Origin of the sequence: Loigolactobacillus coryniformis subsp. coryniformis KCTC 3167 = DSM 20001 (genome assembly GCF_002706425.1) — a bacterium.
GTDB lineage: Bacteria > Bacillota > Bacilli > Lactobacillales > Lactobacillaceae > Loigolactobacillus > Loigolactobacillus coryniformis.
Genome location: NZ_CP017713.1, coordinates 909,095 through 930,357, shown reverse-complemented (window position 1 = coordinate 930,357; position 21,263 = coordinate 909,095). Strand labels below are relative to the sequence as shown.

17 protein-coding genes and 1 pseudogene are annotated in these 21,263 nt (G+C 41.4%); 2 read left to right on the top strand and 16 right to left on the bottom strand.

Annotated elements, in window-relative coordinates; translation table 11 throughout:
• Nucleotides 1-22 precede the first annotated feature (22 nt).
• The 5 genes and pseudogenes from LC20001_RS04610 to LC20001_RS04590 all read right to left on the bottom strand — a co-directional run.
• Nucleotides 23-817, bottom strand: a pseudogene (locus tag LC20001_RS04610) (IS4 family transposase); the annotation flags it as partial.
• Nucleotides 818-1,021: 204 nt separating this feature from the next.
• Nucleotides 1,022-1,735, bottom strand: coding sequence for an amino acid racemase (locus tag LC20001_RS04605; protein ID WP_003678568.1), 714 nt, complete (start codon nucleotides 1,733-1,735; stop codon nucleotides 1,022-1,024).
• Complete coding sequence (locus LC20001_RS04600) at nucleotides 1,735-2,997, bottom strand: carboxylate--amine ligase (protein WP_010009053.1); 1,263 nt, start codon at nucleotides 2,995-2,997, stop codon at nucleotides 1,735-1,737. Before LC20001_RS04600 ends, LC20001_RS04605 begins: the two co-directional genes overlap by 1 nt.
• Nucleotides 2,997-4,544 carry a UDP-N-acetylmuramoyl-L-alanyl-D-glutamate--2,6-diaminopimelate ligase gene (locus tag LC20001_RS04595; RefSeq protein ID WP_010009054.1) on the bottom strand — a complete coding sequence of 516 codons (1,548 nt, stop codon included), beginning with the start codon at nucleotides 4,542-4,544 and terminating at the stop codon, nucleotides 2,997-2,999. The genes LC20001_RS04600 and LC20001_RS04595 overlap by 1 nt, the downstream gene beginning before the upstream one ends.
• A 268-nt stretch (nucleotides 4,545-4,812) precedes the next feature.
• A complete protein-coding gene (locus LC20001_RS04590) occupies nucleotides 4,813-6,069 on the bottom strand; it encodes a serine hydrolase (protein WP_069700339.1) in 1,257 nt (418 codons plus the stop codon).
• Between the two features lie 143 nt (nucleotides 6,070-6,212).
• Between LC20001_RS04590 and LC20001_RS04585 the strand changes: the two genes are divergently transcribed.
• The gene (locus LC20001_RS04585) at nucleotides 6,213-7,658 is read left to right on the top strand and encodes a DDE-type integrase/transposase/recombinase (protein WP_169925063.1); all 1,446 of its coding nucleotides are present in this window, start codon (nucleotides 6,213-6,215) and stop codon (nucleotides 7,656-7,658) included.
• A 232-nt stretch (nucleotides 7,659-7,890) separates the two neighbouring features.
• Here LC20001_RS04585 and LC20001_RS04580 read toward each other — a convergent pair whose 3' ends face one another.
• The 6 genes from LC20001_RS04580 to LC20001_RS04555 form a co-directional block, all read right to left on the bottom strand.
• Entirely contained in the window at nucleotides 7,891-9,042 is a 1,152-nt protein-coding gene (locus tag LC20001_RS04580) for a sensor histidine kinase (protein WP_010009056.1), read from the bottom strand.
• A 26-nt stretch (nucleotides 9,043-9,068) separates the two neighbouring features.
• Nucleotides 9,069-9,758: a response regulator transcription factor CroR gene (croR, locus tag LC20001_RS04575; protein ID WP_003678573.1), complete on the bottom strand. Its 690-nt coding sequence runs from the start codon at nucleotides 9,756-9,758 to the stop codon at nucleotides 9,069-9,071.
• A gap of 195 nt (nucleotides 9,759-9,953) precedes the next feature.
• Entirely contained in the window at nucleotides 9,954-11,108 is a 1,155-nt protein-coding gene (locus LC20001_RS04570) for a mannitol-1-phosphate 5-dehydrogenase (RefSeq protein WP_003678574.1), read from the bottom strand.
• Nucleotide 11,109: 1 nt separating this feature from the next.
• Nucleotides 11,110-11,553 carry a PTS mannitol transporter subunit IIA gene (locus LC20001_RS04565; protein ID WP_003678576.1) on the bottom strand — a complete coding sequence of 148 codons (444 nt, stop codon included), beginning with the start codon at nucleotides 11,551-11,553 and terminating at the stop codon, nucleotides 11,110-11,112.
• Nucleotides 11,550-13,655, bottom strand: a complete 2,106-nt coding sequence (locus LC20001_RS04560) for a BglG family transcription antiterminator (RefSeq protein ID WP_003678578.1) — start codon at nucleotides 13,653-13,655, stop codon at nucleotides 11,550-11,552. Before LC20001_RS04560 ends, LC20001_RS04565 begins: the two co-directional genes overlap by 4 nt.
• Nucleotides 13,656-13,717: 62 nt before the next feature.
• The gene (locus LC20001_RS04555) at nucleotides 13,718-15,508 is read right to left on the bottom strand and encodes a PTS mannitol transporter subunit IIBC (RefSeq protein WP_003678579.1); all 1,791 of its coding nucleotides are present in this window, start codon (nucleotides 15,506-15,508) and stop codon (nucleotides 13,718-13,720) included.
• 224 nt (nucleotides 15,509-15,732) lie between these two features.
• Between LC20001_RS04555 and LC20001_RS04550 the strand changes: the two genes are divergently transcribed.
• The gene (locus tag LC20001_RS04550; RefSeq protein WP_003678580.1) at nucleotides 15,733-16,443 is read left to right on the top strand and encodes a glucosamine-6-phosphate deaminase; all 711 of its coding nucleotides are present in this window, start codon (nucleotides 15,733-15,735) and stop codon (nucleotides 16,441-16,443) included.
• 103 nt (nucleotides 16,444-16,546) lie between these two features.
• On the opposite strand, the gene LC20001_RS04545 is transcribed toward LC20001_RS04550, so the two are convergent.
• The 5 genes from LC20001_RS04545 to LC20001_RS04530 form a co-directional block, all read right to left on the bottom strand.
• Nucleotides 16,547-17,305 (bottom strand): sulfurtransferase, encoded by a 759-nt coding sequence (locus tag LC20001_RS04545; protein ID WP_081455882.1) that lies wholly within the window; start codon nucleotides 17,303-17,305, stop codon nucleotides 16,547-16,549.
• Entirely contained in the window at nucleotides 17,220-17,594 is a 375-nt protein-coding gene (locus LC20001_RS14575) for a rhodanese-like domain-containing protein (protein WP_069700396.1), read from the bottom strand. Before LC20001_RS14575 ends, LC20001_RS04545 begins: the two co-directional genes overlap by 86 nt.
• A gap of 93 nt (nucleotides 17,595-17,687) precedes the next feature.
• Complete coding sequence (locus LC20001_RS04540) at nucleotides 17,688-19,073, bottom strand: uracil-xanthine permease family protein (protein ID WP_010009060.1); 1,386 nt, start codon at nucleotides 19,071-19,073, stop codon at nucleotides 17,688-17,690.
• 358 nt (nucleotides 19,074-19,431) lie between these two features.
• Nucleotides 19,432-19,902 carry a nucleoside deaminase gene (locus LC20001_RS04535; RefSeq protein WP_010009063.1) on the bottom strand — a complete coding sequence of 157 codons (471 nt, stop codon included), beginning with the start codon at nucleotides 19,900-19,902 and terminating at the stop codon, nucleotides 19,432-19,434.
• An 18-nt stretch (nucleotides 19,903-19,920) separates the two neighbouring features.
• Nucleotides 19,921-21,255, bottom strand: a complete 1,335-nt coding sequence (locus tag LC20001_RS04530; RefSeq protein ID WP_010009065.1) for a uracil-xanthine permease family protein — start codon at nucleotides 21,253-21,255, stop codon at nucleotides 19,921-19,923.
• Nucleotides 21,256-21,263 lie beyond the last annotated feature (8 nt).

The following is a 21,263-nucleotide window of genomic DNA, read 5'->3' as shown; positions in this document are numbered from 1 at the left end:
TAAAAAGCTGTAAAGTGCTGTTAGTGTATAAAGTCTTAATATCCATTTCTCGGCCACGATAACGAAAATAGACTTTTTTAGTTTTTTTCAACATACCAATCCCATGACAATGACGTTTTAGCAATGCCGCAAACATACGCGGTGATGCATACCAGCTATCGAATAAGACGTACTTGGCCTTGATGCCGGATTTGATTGCATCATCTACTAATTCTAAAGCGACATCGGTCATTTTACGGGTTGCCTGTGTACGTCGTTTCGCGGCCAGTGATCGTTGATCACTGGACTTAAGGTGCCCAAACCGATTTTTGGCGTGGCTTGATGACATCAAGGCAAAGTTCAGCGGTAAAAAAGTATTGCCGTCACTCCAGCCTAAAGTTAGTGTCCTAAAGCCTTTAAAATACTGCTGTTTGTCGTGGTCAAAAACACGAGCTAATAATTCAGTTTTGCGTGAAAATTCACGTTTAAACAATGAATCATCAATGATCAAGGCTTGTCGCCGTCTTGGATCGGTAAAATGTTGCACGTATTGGATCAAATGGATCGCTAATAGCTGAACCAGCCGTTGCCAATTAATATGTGGATCATTTAGACAATTGCGAACAGTTCGTTTTGAAAAATCGTTAGCCTTTTCTGCTCTAAAAATGGAGTAGCGATTAAAGATGGTGGTCAATAACCATTCAAATAAGCGTTCAGTTTTAATACCGCGCGATTTATGGATATTGACACGACGCAAAATAGCGGAGAGATGGACCAATTTTGAAAAATGAGCAAAAGAATGATGAATATCAGTGTCATTGTATTGTATAGTAGACATAGGCATGAAACTCCTCTGTATGGTTTTTGTTTAGACGCTTTAAGTATACAGATGTGAATGGTTTCATGTCTATTTTTGTAGCAAAAAAGTCCTAACAGATCAGGGCTTAAGTGGAAATATTAACTTTCAACCTTTAGTATATTACAAAAAGCTACCTAAATGGCGATGATCGCCCATTTAGGTAGCTTTTTAGGTCATACTATTTTATTTTTTCCGCAGTTCCAACGCTAATTCTAAACTCCGATCAGCAATGATCGATTGTGAGTCAGCAACTGGATATTGATGATTAGGTGCTTTTTCCTGTGCTAATGATAATTCCGTACAACCGAGGATAATCACATCCACATTCAAATCATGCATCATATCAGCCAGAATTTCGTGATACAGGGTCGCATCGACTGCACCTTGTTCTTCTTTGATCGATTGATAGATCAACCGATTGATTTTTTCCTGGATTGCTGGTGTTGGATCAACCTCAGTTAAGCCGGCATCAGCGATATATTTATGATAAACCTGGCTGTTGATCGTACCAGAAGTTGCTGCTAAACCGATGCGTTTAGCTTGTGGATACCGTTTTTGGAGTGCCCGTACAGTTTCTTGGGGCATATTCAAAAATGGCACATCGCTAGCGGCCGCTAATTCATCATAGAAATAATGTGCGGTATTGCAAACCATGACCATAAAATCAGGCTTCAATAAATTCTGTTGTTGCACGTCTTCCAATAGGTCAGGTAAAAAATTGGGCTGACTATGATCTAGCAAATAAGTCGTGCGATCAGGTACAGTAGCGTGATTAACTAAAATATAATTTAAGTAATCTTGGTCTTTTTTCGCTGGTGTGCGTTGATTTAAAATACGAATATAACTTTCGGTGGCCATTGTGCCCATGCCACCTAATACAGAAAAGAAATGGCGCATTACATGTCCCCCTTATTTTCTTTAAAATAGTTCTTGAAACGACCATTATAAAGGTAAAAGGCGTATTTTTGCAAAACATAACGTTTCAAATTCATATCTTGTTTATAGAAAACAGTGGTGCCATAACGTTTAGCGGCCAACAATTCTAGGGCCCGTTGTTTATCCGCATTATCCCGTGCATATTCTTTAAAGACCTTAACTGGCACGCCTAACCAAAGTTTCTGTTGGCTTTCGTTTTGGTTACCGTAGACCGTTGGCTTGTCTTTCAACGCACCGGTAACACGATCCTCAACGACATATTCAGCTAAGTTATACCCGTTCAATGTAACAAAGAAGCTACTACGGCCTTGGCGTAAATTGATTTCAAACAGTTTAAACGTTTGGTCACGACGATCATACTTCATATCAAAGTTACAAAAGCCAGTAAACTTGATAGCTTCAAGGAAATGCTGGATCTGATCGTAAACTTGTTGGTTGTATTCAGGTAAAATCGCAACATAGTTCCCAATGTCAGCTGGGGTTGGATCTTCCAATAGTGGATGACCTAAACACATCAGCTTGACGTGATGATATTGATCCACATAACAATTCAAGGTCCGCATATTACTGTCGTCACCTGGAATAAAGTCCTGTAAAATCAGATCAGCCGTATAACCATGATCGTAAATCTTGCTGACGATATCGTCAAATTCAGCCCGATCTTTGATCCGGAAAGCTTTTTTACGTCCTTCAAATTTAATATCCAACCATTCCACCGCGTTTGATGGTTTTAAGGCAACTGGATATTCGTAAGGTACTTCAATTTTAGCAACGCCATTTTCATAGTCGGCCTTACTGATAATTTTAGTCAACGGATGCGGTAGATCATACCAATCAGCCATTTCATAAAAAGCTTCTTTACTGATCAATTGTTCAACTAAGTCATAGTCAATGTATGGGACAACGAAAGTTTTCTCCAAAAAGGCCTTGTGCTTAGAGACTAATTCAACGTAACCATCACCACAAGCAATCAATACGACTTTCTTATTAACGTTTTCGTAACGTTTAGCGATCTTAGTCATGTTCTCAATAAAACCAGGATCTTCGCTAAAACCAGGGAATGTCTCCACATTAACGATCTTACTGTATTTAGTTGGTGCGAATTGTACACTGGCGTACGCGGTCGATTTAATGCCATAACGCTCATAAAACGCCCGTGCCATCCCGTAAACGTTAATATCGCTCCCTAAAAGTACAGGAATAAAATCCATCTCACTATCCATTATGCTTGCAATCCTCTCACTATTTCTTTCGCAACGACCATATCAGTTGGATACGGTGTATCAACACCATTAACCTTCTGGAAAGCATCGTCGCCCTTACCTGCTAATACGACAATATCATTAGTAGTGCTAGCCGCAATTGCCGCAGCAATTGCTTTTTTCCGATCAACTTCAATCGTAACCTTTACTTTGCTATGGTCAATATGTGCATCGATTTCTTGAGCAATTTTTAAGGGATCCTCAAACCCCGGATCATCCGCAGTCAAAAAGGCCACGTCAGCGTACTCAGTTAAGACTTTACCAAAGCCAGCACGGCGCGATACCCCTTTGTTACCAGGACTACCAACAACTACAATAACCTTTGCATCCGGCTGTTGGCCCTCAAGAAAACTCAACAAAGCTTTCATGCTGGCATAGTTATGCGCGTAGTCAGCATAGATCGTGCCATGATCAGCCGTCTGCAAAGACTCCATCCGTCCAGGAACATAAGCAGTGGCTAAGCCTGTCGCAATCGCTGGCGTCGTTGCGCCAGCTAGACTAGCCGTAATGGCTGCAGCCACCGCATTACTTTCGTTAAAATTACCGGGCAAGCTTAACTCATATTGACCATTAGCCGCTAAAGCACGGGCCTTATCGGTGCGCGCATATAATTTAAATTGGCTCGCCGTCAAATCAGCTTCCTCGCTTTGATAGCGAAAATCGATGGTCGGCAACGCCTGATTCGGTTGAAAATCTTGCTTAGCAAACAAATAGATATCTTCAGGTTGACTAGTTGCTTGCGCCGCACGATAAATTTCATTTAAATGGTCGGTTTCCGCGTTAAGCACACAGATACGCGAATTGACTAACAATTGTAATTTACAATGTAAGTAGTCGGCAAAATTAGGGTGTTCAGTTGGTCCAATATGATCAGGGGTAATGTTTAAAAAGACCCCAACATCAAAATGTAAGCCATACACTCGATTCTTTTTATAGGCCTGTGAAGAGACCTCCATCACCAAATGAGTCATGCCAGAATCAACCGCGGTACGCATATCGTGAAATAGATCTAATGACTCCGGCGTCGTCAAGTGTGACTTAAATTCCTGTTCTGGACGCGGTCCAACGATCCGATCAATCGTTGAAAACAATGCGGTTTGATTATTAGTCGCGGTTTTTAAAATGTTATGGGTAAAATAACTCGAGGTTGTCTTCCCTTTAGTTCCAGTGTAAGCAATGATGAACAAGTCATTTTGTGGGAAACCATAAAACGCCGCACTGATCAGTGCCATCGCTTTTTGGATATCCGTAACCACAAACGCAGCTAAGCCTGCTCCTTCGGTAAATTCTTGCTCCGCCATATAGGCGCTAGCACCTTTTTGTCGTGCTGCCGTTAAGTATTCCGGCTTGAAGGCACCTTTACAGAAGAAAAGTGAGTTAGCACTACTTTTACGAGAATCATACGCAATGGCGCTCACTTGCGGCGTAACCGCATCCGGGATCACTGACTTGACCAGTAATTGATGTTCGTTCAGTAAGTTAGTTATTTCGGCAAATTGTAACTGCATACGATTAACTGCCTCTTTCTTGCTTTTTTCATTAAATTAAGTCGGCTTGAATGTAACTAAGTACACAAAATTAGCTTCTTAATTATAGCACAAAACCGATGGCCTTAAATACGACCACCGGTTTCCAGTTTAGCATGCAATGACGCTGCATACTAGGGTGTGTTTCGAAAAGAATACAATGTTAATTTTTAGCGTTAATGTAGTCCAAGCGTAGTTCAAAAAGTCACTTTTCCACCGTACATTGATAGTTATTGCTTATTACCACGGCTTAAAAGAAATCGGCCACTTGCGCCTTAAATAATGAAAAACCAGTTAATTTTGCAACTGCTTTTTGTGTGGTTATCTTAGTTGCTTGCGGAGTTTGTCCAGGCAAGTAGTTCAAGGTTACCGGCGTTTTAATTTGTGCCGTACCAACCGTTTGACCAACTGTGATTGGCGCAGTCAACGGCGTTTTTGCACTCTTATTATACGTAATTTGCGTATTAGTTTGATTCTTTGGTAACCAGAAACCAATTGTTTGCGCCAAGCCAACAGGCACTTGAAGTTGGGTTCCAAACTTAACGGTCAAGCGGTCCTGCTTATTTGGTGCCGTTCCCTTAGCCAAAGTTTGATAGCTTTGTGTGTCATAAACTGAATTCATGATTTTAGCCGTTTCAATAAACCGTGCATTAGCATTGGTATCATTTTGGTTAGCATGCATCACAACCGTAATGATTCGTCGGCCATTCTTTTTGACTGTCCCTGCAAAGCACGCACCAGCTAAATCGGTAGTCCCCGTTTTTAAACCGTCTACCGGTAAGTTAGAATCAGCCGCAGCTTGACCAGCCAACATATAATTCCAAGTTTTCAAAGTCGTAGCTGAACTAGTTCCACTGGCAAATTCCATGCTCGCATTTTTTGTAGTATTCAACACTTCAGGAAAATCTTTTAACAAGTGTTGGGCCACGATGGCCATATCTTGTGCGGACATTTTATTTTCATCAGTAGTGCTGGAACCAGGATAAACTTCGCCATCTAGGTAGCTATTATTCAATCCACTTAAATTAACGATATGAGCATCAGTGATGCCCCATTTTTGCAACTGCACACGCATTTGCTCAACTGCTGCTGTTTGTGAACCAGCAAACGCATCACCAAGCATCATTGCCGCCGAGTTCGCCGACTGGATCAAGGACGCATCATACAGATCACGTACCGAGTACTTACTGTTTTCAGTCAGCGGTACATTGGTCAGTTCCTTATTTTGGGTCAATTTGTAAGCCAATGCGCTTACCGGTACCTGTGTGTCCCAACTGATTTTGCCTTGCTTGATTGCGCTTAACGTTAGATAAACGGTCAATAGCTTGGTCATTGAGCCAATTGGCAGCACCTGTTTACTATTCTGATCAAAAAGAATTTGACCGCTTTGTGCGTCCACTGCTAATCCAGCTGTGGCATCGACTGTGTCTGCTGCCAAAGTGGGTACAGCGCTACCCAGCAACATCCCAAAAATCAAAGTGACACGTATAATAACTTTTTTAAACATAATTTCTCCTTCACTAAATCGGTGGTACTGTCAAACGTACCTCGTTTTTGTTATTAATTTCCGAATATTAAAAAACACCCGAACGTCTTTTTCTGGTATTCTTGGTGTGCCACCAACAAGAAAATCCAGAAAGAAGGATTCGAGTGCATACACCATTAATAGCCTATTTAGTTCTAATAATCAAGCTCCAAAGACAAATTATTTTGATCCTTTTAGCTCAGTTGGCTGAGATCTTTGATCATTCACGGCTGCCAAGCGCTGATAAACCGGTATTCAAGCGTTTTAACCAATTTCAGGTCGATGAGAAAGTCCCACTACTTCAAGCTGATATCGGTTCTGAAGCCCTCGACTACCAGCAGTTGATCGCTGAGTCGCTTGAAAAGAACGGTAAGCCGATACTGCCAGTCAGGCGGCGTAAACCAATCAGCTTTGCGGCGCAAGACTGTCCGCGGTGCTCGGCACCACAGGACTATCTTTACGCCAATAACGGTGCTGGCGGTCAGCTACGGTGCAAGGTCTGTCAGTTCAAGTTTCAAGATGGTCACGCCGAGAAGAATAAGACGGTCGCTTTACGTTGTCCTTATTGCCAGAATCGCCTGAGTATTCACAACCGTCGGACCAAGTTCGACGTCTGGTGTTGTTACAACGATAAGTGCGCATTTCGCCTTGGTGCGATCGCCGCAATGTCACCCGCTGAAGTCGCTGACTTCAACGTCCATCCAACTGCCCACAAGGTGCGCTACACTTGGCGAACCTACAACTTTGAACTTAAAGGCATTGCGCCAGAATCGCCGATCCAAGCACCGGTAGACCTCGATCGGATTCAAGCCAGCCCTGAAGTGCTGGGCTTGGTGCTGACCTATCACACCAACTATGGTCTGTCAGCGCGGCGAACCGCGGCGATCATGTACGATATCCATGGCGTTAAAATCTCACACCAGACAATCCATAACTACGAAATGGCGGTAGCCGCTGTTGTCCGGCCTTTCTGGGCGAATTATCCTTACGCACTGTCCGATCAGATTGTTGGTGACGAGACTTACGTGCGCGTGAAAGGCAAGTGGCACTATATCTTCTACTTCTACGACGCCAAGTGTAAGCTCATTCTCGCCGACTACGTGACCCCTAATCGCACAACCGAATCAGCGGTCATTGCGATCAACCAAGTCCTCCAAAAGATGCCTCAGATCCCTGAGAAGCTTAATTTCGTCGTTGACGCGAATCCGATCTACCAAGTTGCCCAGATCTATTTTGCACAACAGGGCATCAAGTTTGGCATTCACCAGGTTGTTGGTCTTGAAAACAAAGATGAGATCAGTCGTGAGTACCGCTTCTTAAAGCAAACCATTGAGCGCTTGAATCGTTCCTACAAAGAAAATTATCGTTCCAGTACCGGCTTTGGCTCTGCCACAGGTTCAGCGAGTTACACGGCACTTTATTCAGCGGCCTATAACTTCTTGCGGCCTCATGAAGCACTGCATTACCGCATTCCTGTTGAGTTACCACAACTCAAACCGTTTGAACGAATGCCGGACAAATGGCTGGCGCTAATTGAACTAGCGCAGTCTCAATTACCAACAGCAGCCTAGATATTCTGAAAAATCAGACTAACTAAGGCTTAATTTGTGTACCCTAGAACACATAAAATAGGCAAGATCCAGTGAGAAGCAACACCTGAATTAAGTTCGATTCATCCGTGAACGGTGATTCCATATATTAATCGTCATCCCCCCTTGAACATCCGGTTTTGAACTTGGGTTTCATGGAACTTTAGACGTTACCAAATCGGTAATTGATCAATTAATGATCTCGGCGTGATAATCAAGCCTCTGTGCGCGCCGGTAACTTTTCCCCGTGTTTTAACGGCAGCCGAATAATGAAACTAGTCAGCTTTTGCTCTGAGGTCGCATAAATCTCGCCATCATGTAAAGCAACAATACTTTGAGCAATCGCCAAACCCAAGCCAGTTCCGCCAGTCGCAGTCGAACGTGATTCTTCAACCCGATAAAACCGATCAAACAATTGCTTTAGCGCCGCTTGCGGAATTGGTTTACCATCATTAGCGACCTTGATCACCACTTCTTGACCATGAGCAATAGCTGATAAATAAATATGGTGACCACCGCTACCGTATTTCAGCGCATTACTGATCAAATTATTAAACACTCGACTGAGCTTTTCCGCATCGGCCATCATGATCAGTGGATCAGGCCGATAAGTCACACTGATCTGCATTTGCTTTTTAGTTGCTTCTAGTTCAAAACTAGCCGCAACCTGTTCCAACATCTGGCCCATATCCAGCTTGGTGATCGTCAACGGCGTTGTTGTTTGCCGCACTTTAGTGTATTCAAATAGATCCTCAACTAAACTTTGCATTTGTTTCGCTTTTTCAAAAGCAATATGCGAATACTGCAGCAATTGCTTTTCATTTTTATATTGATGTTCCTCGATCAAACCAAGATAACCGATGATCGAAGTCAACGGTGTCCGAATATCGTGACTCACATTGGTGATCAGTTCATCCTTCGAGTTTTCGATTTTGCGTTCTTCTTCCATTGATTGAACGGTTGAAGCAACCAGTGCATTAATACTTAAAATCACTCGTTGCAGATCACCACTTAACTTAAACGAGATGCGGTGCTCAAAATGACCATCGGCAATATAATGCAGCTCCGCAATAACGTGGCTTAATTGCATTTGATGATAACGCCGGATCAAACGCCAATAAACGACCGCCGCATCAAATAACAGCATCAAAAAGGTAAAGATATTTTGCCAACTCATTAAATGAAAACCGTTAGGACCAATTGCAATGGCGTTTTTGATCTGAAAAATACCATCATTTAAAGCCTGATTAGTTTGAATCGCCTGATTCAAAATCACGATCACCGATAAGTTAAGCAATAATAACAAAATCACTGTCACGACGCCTTCAATAAATAAGGCACTTTTTTCTCGGCCGGTTAACTTCAATTTATGTTCCGCCTCCACTGACAAACCTAATGGGCTACGACTTTATAGCCGACGCCCCAAACTGTTTGGATCACTTTTTCCCCATCAGTTGCTTCTTCGATCTTATCGCGCAAATGACTGACATGGACCATGACCGTTTTCGCTGAAACGATACTTTCCTGTTGCCAAACCCGTTCAAAAATCTCATCCGCAGAAAAGACACGATTAGGGTGACTAGCCAACAAGTATAAAATACCAAATTCCAGCGCCGTTAATTGAATTTGCCGACCAGTTAAGGTGGTCACTTCATGCGAATCTTTTTTGATCTCTAATGGTCCAACTTCTAACACGTCAGGAGTATCATTGGTCACTTGCTGCTGGCTACGGCGCAGTAATGACTTGACCCGCGCCATAACTTCCAATGGATTAAATGGTTTTGAAACATAATCGTCAGCGCCACTGATCAAACCTTGGATTTTATCCATATCGGCCGTTTTAGCGGACAACATCAAAATCGGGATCTGCGAATCTTTGCGGACTTCGCGCACAACTTCCATCCCATCCATATTGGGCATCATAATATCTAGTATCATCAAACCGGTATCCGGATTGGTGGCTAATTTGGTTAATGCTTCCTTGCCATCATAAGCTTTTAATGGGGTATAACCTTCGTTTTGAATGTAAATACTTAATAATTCAACAATATCTTTATCATCATCAACGACTAAAATCTTCATCAAATTCGGCCTCCTAAATTCGGCGAGTTAATTAATATAATTATTTGTTCAGCATCTATTTTATTATTTGACGTCACACTCAATAATACGTGTCTAACTCTTTTAAGTGTAGCAAATTAATCTTGATTTTTCTTTAAAATCGGCGCATAAAAAAAGAATTGCACCGTTACAGTGCAATTCTTCAATCCGCTATTTTTATTTAGCCGCTAATTTGGCTTGATAACTTTTAGCGATCGCTGCGATCAATTCATCGTCAGTTAATTTAGTGACTTGCTTGATCACAGTTGTCAAGTCATTATCTTTTAACAACTGTTGCAATTTAACACTTTCTTCATCACTTGGTTCGTCATAGGTGAAGATCATGCCAACCGTGTCTAACAAGACATCATAGTTTAAGTTGCGTGCTTTCAATTCACGAATTGGACGAATGAAACGTTCGTCGAAGCCTAATTTACGAATTGGTGTCCGGGCAACTCGAGAAATATCATCAGAAATATACGTATTTTGGAAACGACTAGCAACTTTATCTTGATAAGCCTTTAATTCTTCAACGGTAAAGTCCCACTTGTGACTAAGTAAGTCCCGCGTTTCGGCTAGCGCACCTTCCAATTGTTTGAAGATATCAGGGTCGGCGATTGCTTCACCGATTGTCTTGTAGCCTTTGTACTTACCAGTGTAGGCAACAGTAGCGTGACCAGTGTTAACGGAGAACAACTTACGTTCGATGTATGGTTCCAAATCAGGTACATAAACAACGGTATCTAATTTAATTTCTGGCCGTGCCATTTGTGATTCATCAACGACCCATTCTTTAAATGGTTCAACGGAAACGGCTAAAGGATCGTCATGATGTTGTAATGGTACGATCCGATCAACAGCGGCATTAGGAAAACCAACATGGGTATCGGCATAATCTTTATCAGCACCAGCTAAATGCTTGTAGACTTCAGACTTTAAGAACTGGCTACCACCGATCATGTTTTCGCAAGCAATCACATCAAGTTTAGTTTCATCATTTGCTTTAGCCCGTGCCTTGATCCCATCAGCAATCAATGGTGCGATAAATGGCAAAATTTTCGGACCGATCGCAGTCGTAACTAAATCAGTTTTTTCAATTGCTGCAACGACTGCTTCCGGATGATCTTTGTTATTTAAGCCATCAACGTTGGCAACATGAATCTTTTCATGACTAGCTGCGGCTAGTTCAATATCATATTCATGACGTTGATTCAACGCATCAATGATCGTACTGTTGACATCAACAAAATCAATACTAAATCCATTTGCGGCTAATGTTTCACCAATAAAGCCACGACCAATATTACCTGCACCAAAATGTACTGCTTTCACACTACTCAACCTCTTTCAATAAATCTATAATTTCTGCTGCTGATTGGGCATCAGCTAACTTCTCTACATTATGAATGTCACTACAGAATAATGCAATTTGCGATAATAATTGCAAATGTTCCCCGTTCAAACCAGCAATACCAAAAACCACTGTGACCAATTTTTCATCGGCTGGATCGTCAGCAAAATCGACGCCCCATGGCAATTGAACCACTGAGATCCCAGTTTCTTTGATATACTGCTTGCCATCCTCAGTCCCGTGCGGAATGGCAATAAAGTTACCCATATACACGGAAACATCGCGGTTACGCGCCAGCATTGAATCAATATATGGCGCATCAACGTTTCCATTATCAACCAGCAGTTGGCCGGCCATCCGAATTGCATCTTCTTTGGTCTTCACCGACTGATTGATGCGAATCAGTTTTTCGTCTAGTCCCTTCATTCAAGGTCACCCTTTTCTATCGATTGTTGGTTAAGGTATTTAATTTCATCTAAGAATAAACTGCTGATCAACTGATAAACGATCTGTTGACTGCCAGTTTTATAAATTGCTAAATTCAAATCGCTTTCAATAATTGAGCCGCTAATTTTCCCCATCAAACTATTTTCCGCAAAGGTCATTTTTTCCGGTCCTAGCATTAACAACACCCGACTTAGGCCAATCGTTTGGCCATCCATCGCAGTGATCGTTAGAGTCGTACTTAAGTCATAAATCGAGAAAAATGGTCGTTTGATACTGCTATCCGTGGTATGGATCAACGCCAACGGTGAGTTAGGAATTCCCACCGGTGCCTGCTGCATCCGCGCCAATAACTTTTCTGCGATACGCTGAGGTTCAGTCAAAATCACCCCAGTTAAGCTCGTTGTGATCTGCCCTAAGGTCCCCAGTAAATCTTGCGTTTGATTATCGATACTTTGAACCGTGATCCGTTCCAAAATATCATTAGCCGTCTTCATTGCTTCATAAGCTGCTTTAAAATCATGCGCCCGTTCATTTAGTTGTGGCTGCGGCGGTGCTGGCTTAGTCTCGACCTTGCCATAATAAGTCTGCAAATACTCAGTGATTTCCTTGATCTCACTACCTAGCAATAACGGGCTGATCATTTTATAGTTCAACGGAAAGCCTGGCAGTACAATCGTTGATAGCACGATATCGTATTGATTAGGATCTAAATGGTTCAAATCAGCCACTCGCGATACGTGGATCTTGGTTAACTCCGGTATGTTCTTACGTAAACGTGTTTCCAAAATTTTGGCGGTACCGATTCCGTTAGCACAAACAACCAGTGCTGACAGGCTGGAACGTTTGACTCGCTTTTCATACGATGATGCAAAGTGGATCACAACATAAGCAACTTCACTATCTATAAATTCAACTTGTGGAAATACTGTTGCTAGCGCCTGCGCCACTATTTTATACAATTGCGCATATTCAGTCTTGATCCGCTGTAATACCGGATTATTCAATTCTGGTAACTGTGAATGTGACCGTTTCAACGCTGCCGCCAAATGAGCCATTAAATCAGTGAATAGCTGATCATCTTGGCGAAAATCCCATTTGAAAGCAGTAGAAACATTTTGCACCAACTCACGAATCTGATAAGACAACGCTAAATCATAATTCTCCAGCAAGACATTCTTTGGTAACGCAAAACTCATACCTTGAATTTGTAACGCTAGAAATTCTAGCTCTAACAGATTAACGTGATCCCGGATCGGTGCCGGAAATTGATTAAAAATGTCGATTGCCACTTGTTGGTATTTAAATAGCTCATTCTTATCAACATGCTTTAGTTCGTTCAGTGTTTGATGTGCAGCGATCCGCATAGCGGAAATCGTTAATACAATGACTAACTGCTGCAACTGACTGTCAGAAAACTGACTAAAGGATTGCCGCTGATACTTTTGAATCGCCTGATAACTAGTGGCTAACAAATTGGGATCTAATAAATTAATGAAATAACGGGAACTGTATTCCGTCTCGGTCACCGATAAAGAATGTTGTTCTAAATACTCAAAGAACTCATACTCGTTGATTTCACTGTTAAGCACCCCACTTAACACTCGACGCAAGTTACTTTCTTTGCCAGTAACCTGAACGCCCTGCGCTTTTTTACGTAATAACTGTAAACGATAATCAGTCAAAATCGTTTCGATCGCCGTCAAATCTTGTGAAATCGTCGGCACGCTGACGCCAAACTCAGTAGCCAGTTGCTTCATGGTGATCACTTGATCACGCAACAACAAACGACAAGTTTCAGCGCTTTGCCGCCGATGAACATCAAAATATTCAGGATGTTCAGCTGTTGTGATCTGCTGTTGCAACTTCTTTAGCGCTGATGGTTCACCAACTAAACGATAACGATTCTGCTGTTTGATCAATTGTATTTGTACCCGAGCTAATGTAGATTCCAGACTGGATAACTCACGATAGATCGTCCGCCGACTAACATTTAAGTTTTTGGATAGATCTTCACGAGTCAAACCCGCTTCATGCCTTAGTAAAAGGAAAATTATCTCTGCTTCACGATTGGAGAAGTACACGACTAACCAACCCTTCTGGCAACGTTTAAAAGCGGTTTAATCACCACCGCTTTTAAATGTGCTTATTTTAATTTCGAGATAATTTTAGCATATTCTGCGTCATCTAACAGGTTTGCTACGACAATAATTTGTAAATTACCAAATTGACTCTTGATCCGTTTAGCAGTTTCCTTGCTAGCAAGAACTAGTACTTGTGGCTGATCATTTAATTCGTTAACAGCAACGTTACGAACAGTGATTTCTTTACCAGCTTTACGTAAAGCGCTACGGAAAGTTGCCATTGCCATCGTTGCGGAACCAACATTTTGATCATGATGAACAAAGTTAACTTCTTCAACCTGACTGAAATCAACTGCATAATCAGTGGTACCATCTGTAGTTTGCGCTTTAGCAGCTGCTGTTTGTTCAGTTGTTGTGACGTCTTTAGTCTTCAAACTAGTGATGATTTCATCATACTTTGGACTATTCAAGAAGTTTTCAACTGCAACGTGAACCGCATTTGGTGTTTGTTTCAACGCCCGATCAGCTAATTCTTCTTGTGTAACAACTAATAAACCAGGTTCGTCCTTCAAATTGCTGATAGCCGTATTAGTAACTGATTGATCTAAACCAGCTTTTTTAACTTTATCCCGCAAAATTGAAGCACCCATTGCCGATGAACCCATTCCGGCATCACAAGCAAAGATAATCTTGTTAACTTCGCCGCCAGCTAAAATTGCTTTGGCATCTTTAGTACTTGTGCCTTTAGCATCGCTCTTCATCGATTGTAATTGTGCTTGGCTATCTTCCAAACTGACTTCTGGCGTCTTATCACGACGTAAAATAACCATTGAGATCAAGAACGAAACCACTGCAGCGGCTGTAACACCAAGTAACACGCTTACAAAATTGCCTAAGCCTTTTGGTGTCATCAATAAAATTGAAATAATTGAACCAGGTGATGGTGAAGCTTTTAACCCAGCACCTAACATATTGAAGGTAAATGTACCAGTAACACCACCAGCGATAACGGATAAGAATAACATCGGTTTCATTAAAATGTATGGGAAGTAGATTTCGTGAATCCCACCTAGGAACTGAATGATAATCGCACCCGGTGCAGATGACTTGGCGTTGCCCTTACCAAATAATGCAAAGGCCAACAAAACACCAAGACCAGGACCTGGATTAGGTTCAAGCAAGAATAAAATTGATTTACCCGCTTTAGCAGCAGCTTGAATCCCTAATGGCGTTAAAATACCTTGGTTGATTGCATTATTCAAGAACAAGATTTTTGCTGGTTCAATGAAGATATTAGCCAACGGAATCAAATGAATTGAAATGATGTAATCAACACCTGTTGCTAACCAACCACTAACGGTTGAAACGACTGGGCCAATCGCATAAAAACCAATAATCGCCAAGATCATCCCAATAATACCAGCTGAGAAATTATTAACTAACATTTCGAAGCCTTGACGGATATGTGGCTGAACTTTGTCGTCCCACTTCTTAATACACCAGCCCCCTAAAGGACCTAAGGCCATCGCACCAATAAACATTGGAATGTTCGCACCAACGATGACCCCCATTGTTGCGATTGCACCAACAACACCACCACGATGTCCAGCAATTGCTTTACCACCAGAATATGCAATTAATAATGGCAATAAATACGTAACCATTGGTGTCCCAATCTTCGCTAAATCTGCATTAGGTAACCAACCAGTTGGAATAAATAAAGCTGTCATTAGTCCCCAAGCGATAAACGCTCCGATATTAGGTAAGACCATATTCGATAAGGCACTACCTAAACGCTGGACTCTCGTTTTAAGTGAAGTTTTCTTTTTTGAATTATTTGCTGTCGCTTCCATAACTTAAAACGCTCCTCTCTTTTGTATAAATCCATTGTAGCGCTTACACAAAAAACACATCAACTAGAACTTTGGCACACTATTCTGTGCCATTTCTAAAAAACTTGGTTTTAACCGACTTTTCTGAAAAAAGTTCGCAAATGACTTGACTAATTCAGAATACGATTTATAATTGGACTATACCAATAAAGGCAAGATAACTTATGAAAAGGGGTTCTAACGTAATGAACGTAATTATTGTTAAAGATCAAGTTGAAGGCGGCCGTAAAGCAGCAGATATGGTAATCGATGCCGTTAAAAATGGTGCTAAGGTATTAGGCTTAGCAACTGGTAGCACACCAGAAACCATGTATAAGGACTTAATCGCCAGTGATGTTGACTTTACTAAAATGACTTCAATCAACTTGGACGAATACGTTGGCCTTGCACCAGATGATGACCAAAGCTACCATTACTTCATGGCAAAACATTTATTCGATGCTAAGCCATTTGCTAAGAGCTATGTGCCTAACGGTTTAGCTAAAGATGCTGATGCAGAAACTGAACGTTACAATAAAGTTATCGCTGATAACCCAATCGACCTACAAGTATTAGGATTAGGCCGTAACGGTCATATTGGTTTTAACGAACCAGGTTCCCCAATTGATGCTCAAACTCGTAAAGTTGCTTTGACTGAATCTACTATTGAAGCTAACTCCCGTAACTTTGAACATGAAGAAGATGTTCCTAAGTTTGCTTATTCAATGGGGATCGGTTCAATCATGAAGTCACACAACATCATCTTGATGGCTTGGGGTACTGAAAAAGCTGATGCCGTTAAAGGTATGATCGAAGGCCCCGTAACACCAGATTGCCCAGCAAGTATCTTACAAAAGAAAGACAATGTAACAGTTATCGTTGACGAAGCTGCTGCATCCAAATTAAGCAACAAATAAATTAAAATAATTACTGAAGCAACTCCATAGTGGGTTGCTTTTTTAGTCGGTGACAAAACAAGGATCGTGTCATAAATATATTTATGACACGATCCTTGTTTTACTAATCTAAATATTTAACCTTATCAGAGTGCGGATCACCGACTTGAACTGGGTAAGTTGCAGCATCTTTCTTATTGGCCTTATCCCAAGCGTACCAACCACCATCATAAAGATGGATATTCTTCCAACCACCTTGGTAAGCTATGAAGAAAGCAGTTGCAGCTCGCCAACCAGTGCCACAATAAAAATCAATATTACTGGTAGACTTTATGCCCCATTTTTCCCAAGCCGGCGCAATTTGACTGACGTCTTTTATCGTGCCATCTTTATTTAATAGGTAGGCAACATCAGCACTGGTCAAACTAGATTTAGCGTATACAGCGCCTTTAGGTTCACCTTTATCTTTAATATAGGAATAACCACTAACAACACCGGTAAATTCTTGCCATGAACGGGTGCTAGCCAAAACTAAATCTGGATCTTGCTTTTGTTGTGCCACCACTTCAGCCGGTGTTTTAATTTCATATTGTGGATTAGCCGGCACTTCGACACCAAAGTCAGTTGCGGTTTTTGGCAACGTTGCCCTGCCCGTTTTCACCTGATAATCACTCTTTGTCCAGCCTTTATATCCACCATCAATAATTTTAATATTATTGACGCCCGTCCATAGCGCAGCAAACGCCACACGTGAAGCTGCATTAATGTCCGTTGAATAGACGATCAAAGTTGTTTTGCTAGTTACACCACGTTTTAGATAGTACTTTTTTGATCTGTTGCGCCGATAATAAGTTCCATTGATTGGCTTCAGATTCAACTGCATTGGTATTTAAATGCGTTGCCCCGGGAATATGGCCCTTGCGAAAGTTCTTATCATTGCCGTAAGAAGCTTCAATAATACGATAATCTTTAACTGCGGTTTTGTTATGGATCACTTGATTGACCCAATGCGGACTAACAAAAATCCGTGGCCCTTCAGTTTTTGTCGTATCGTCCTTTTGTGCATAGTAAGCAGCATTTACTTTAGATGTAAACACCCCACCAAATAAGAAAAAACTCACTGCTAGTAATAGGTACCCAATTAAATTTCGTTGCATAATTTTTCTTAACATTAGAATCATCCCCATAAAAATATCGTATTATTGTTAGTCTATTTTACTTAACCCAATATTGTTTTCGTAATCAACCCACCCCAAGTGTGAAAACTACTTTGCGATATGCACAGCGGCGGTGTCTTTTGTGATAACTTCAATTTGCTTAGGCTTGGGGAAAACTAAGTTAGTCACAATGCCGACTAAAGTTGTTGCCGCAATGCTGTCTTCAAAAATAAACTTCAACCAAGTCGGCATTCCAGCAATCGCATCAGCGTGACCAGCAAAGCCGATTCCCAAGGCAAATGTAATTCCTAAGACTGTAACATTTCGCCCACTAAAACCCGCCTGCGCCAACATTTTAATGCCATTTAACGTGATCATTGCAAAAACAGAGATCAAAGCACCGCCTAGTACCGGTGCAGGAATCGAAGCAAATACTGAGCCTAATTTAGGCAAGAAACCACAAATGACTAAAACACTTGCACCTAAAGCAATACACCATTTGTTAACAACCTTAGTCATTGAAACGATCCCAACATTTTGACCAAAGGCAGTATTAGGCATTGAACCAAAAATTGAAGCCACCGCACAACCAATTGCATCAGCTAAAACGGACCCCGCGGTTTCTTTTTCAGTGGCTGGGCGATCGAATGCTGCAATGGTGATTCCCGAAGTATTCCCAATTGTCTCCATCGCAACGGTGATGTAAATGATCACAAAACTGATAATTGTCTGTGCACGAAAAGTCGGTACAAAGTGTAATGGTAACGGTACAGTGGCCCATGCAGCAGTTCCGACAGCACTCAGGTCAACTTTTCCGAAAAGTAAAGCAATAATGTAACCAAATAGTAAGCCAAATAATAAGGCTGCTGTTTTGATGACGCCCTTACCGAAACGCTGCAAAATAATCACAAACAAAAAAGTAGCAAAGGCAATCGTCAAATTCTGCCAAGAACCATAATCTTTAGCACCAGCACCACCAGCAAAATAATCACGCCCAACACCTAATAAATTAATTCCGATTGCGATCAATGTGCTACCAATAACCAATGGCGTAAAAAAGTACTTTAAGTATTTATAAAACAAACCGATAAAACCTTCAGCAAGACTGCCAACCAAAGCACCACCTAACACTAACGGAATCCCACCTAAAGCGGCGGCCGCCGAAGCAGTCGGTACAAACGCAAAGCTAGTTCCCATCACAATTGGCAAGCCTGAGCCAATCTGGAAACGACCAATTTTAATCGGATAAAGCTGAATGAATGTTGTTAAACCAGAGATCAACATACCCGCCTGCACCATAACGACCGTATCCAGCGGACTAGCTTTAGCAACTGCTGCAATAATCAACATTGGCGCTAGATTGCCTGCAAACATTGCTAGCACATGTTGTAACCCCAACGGAAAAGCCACGGAAAATTTCGGTCGTCCTTCTAATTGATAAATAAGTTCCATATCTGATACGCCATCATCTTTGTTATTTTTCACAGTCTTCATGAAAAAATCCTCCGTTTCTATGCACTTGAACTAGACTGACGGACAATAATTTGTGTTATCAAAGCCACCATATCCCCTCCTTCACAACAGTTGAGCGTCAAGCTTTTAATAATATTTTTTCCTTCAAAAAAAAATTATTCTACGCGACTGCAAAATAATATGTGCATTTAAGCACATTTTTAATGTAAGCGTTTTATTAGATGCCTAAATTTTAGCATGACCGTCTACTAAAAACAATCACAACTGCTGTAATCGATTGGCTAGAATAATAATTAATTTTCAATTATGAATCACCCAAAATTGTTTATAAATAAAACACAACCATCAAGTACACTGGCTGTGTTTAAATTTTAGTATGCTAATATAATTCTTTATCTTGCTGTGCCGCAAAGGCGGTAAAGCTTGGTAACGTCTCATCCCGCGCAATTTGTTTCAGAGCTAAAACCCGTTGATCCTGGCCACCTTGTTTAATAAAATCATAAATATAGTCATCGCGGAAACCGATTGCCGCCGCATCTTTAGCAGTATTACCATAGTAGACTTGTTTAATATTTGCCCAAATGATCGCCCCAAGACACATTGGACACGGATAGCATGACGTATACAGGACACAACCACTTAGATCATGGGTCCCCAACTTTTTAGTTGCTTTACGAATACAAGTGATCTCTGCATGGGCGGTAGGATCATGGTCTAACAATACTTGGTTATGTGCTTGCGCAATAATTTTTCCAGCGCGAACAATAACACAACCAAAGGGACCGCCAGCTTTTGAAGTTAGATTACTTGTCGCCTCAGCCGCAGCTATTTTCATAAAATCCGCATTCATTTTGTCGCACACCTTTCATCAATTAATTTTTGACCGTAAATCACTGAAGTTAAAGAAGATATTTAATAAAATCGCCGTCAACGCCCCCGACAAAATACCACTACCCATAATATTCTGGACTAGTGACGGGAAATGCGCGTAAAAATTAGGATAAGTCGCTGGAATCATCGTAATCCCCATACTTAAACCAATAATTAGCTTATTCTGATTACCATTAAAATCGACTTGCTTCAGAATATCAACGGCACTACCAATGATAACACCAAAAATTGCAAAACCAATACCACCTAAAACTGGTTTCGGGATCACTGCGATCAATGCGGAAAATTTAGGAATGAAGCCAATTACCATCAACATACCACCAGCAGTTGCTATTGGAAAGCGACTATGCACCTTTGACAGATCTAGTACACCGACACTCGGCACAAATGAGGTCGGTTGAACTGAATTAAATAAACCGGAGAGCAAGGTTCCTAAGCCTAGTGTCTTCAGAATCTTACCAAATTGCACCCGATTGATCGGTTTATGGACAATATTATGAATTCCAGTCGCCGTTCCCGATACTTCAACCATTCCCAGCACCATTACGATCAAAAAAGTTAAAATTGCCTCAGAATCAAACTTGGGTAAACCAAAGTTAAGTGGCATGTTGATTGCAAACCAGGGCGCTGCTTTAACCGTTGCAAAATTCATCATTCCCATAAATGCTGCGGCAATTGTTCCTACAATTAAAGAAAGCAAAATCGTAATATTGCCCAACATGCCCTTCAAATATTTACTAATAACAACATAAAAGAGAAAAACGCCAACGGTTAAATAAAAAGCCTTGGGTACCACACTAGCAGTTAAATGATAGGCTTGATCGGCCATCATCCAATGAAACGTATTGGGTAATAAGGCTGTCCCCAGCACCATTAAATTAGTCCCAATCACAATTGGCGGGAAAAATCGTTGCAACTTCGCCCAAAACGGCGCTGCTAAAAAACATAAAAATCCCGACACCATCGTTGCCCCAGCCATAATTTGAAAGCCAACTGAGATCGATGAGGCTGCTTTTAAAGTTGCAATTGCCACTGGCACCACCGCAAAGCTGGCTCCCATGATCATTGGTAACTTGGGACTTATACGGGGGACCAGATCTAACGCTGCCAAAATTGACGACAAACCAGCCGTAAAAATAACTGCACTAATAAAGAATCTTGTTTGGCCCAGTGACATTCCTGTACTAACCGCGACAATCAATGGCACAGGAATCGCCGCTAGAATAGCAATAACTGCATGTTGAAAACCTAACGATAAATTCTGAACTAAGGGTAATTTTTTATCAACCTGCGATAATGGTTCTTTTGCCATTTGCCTAC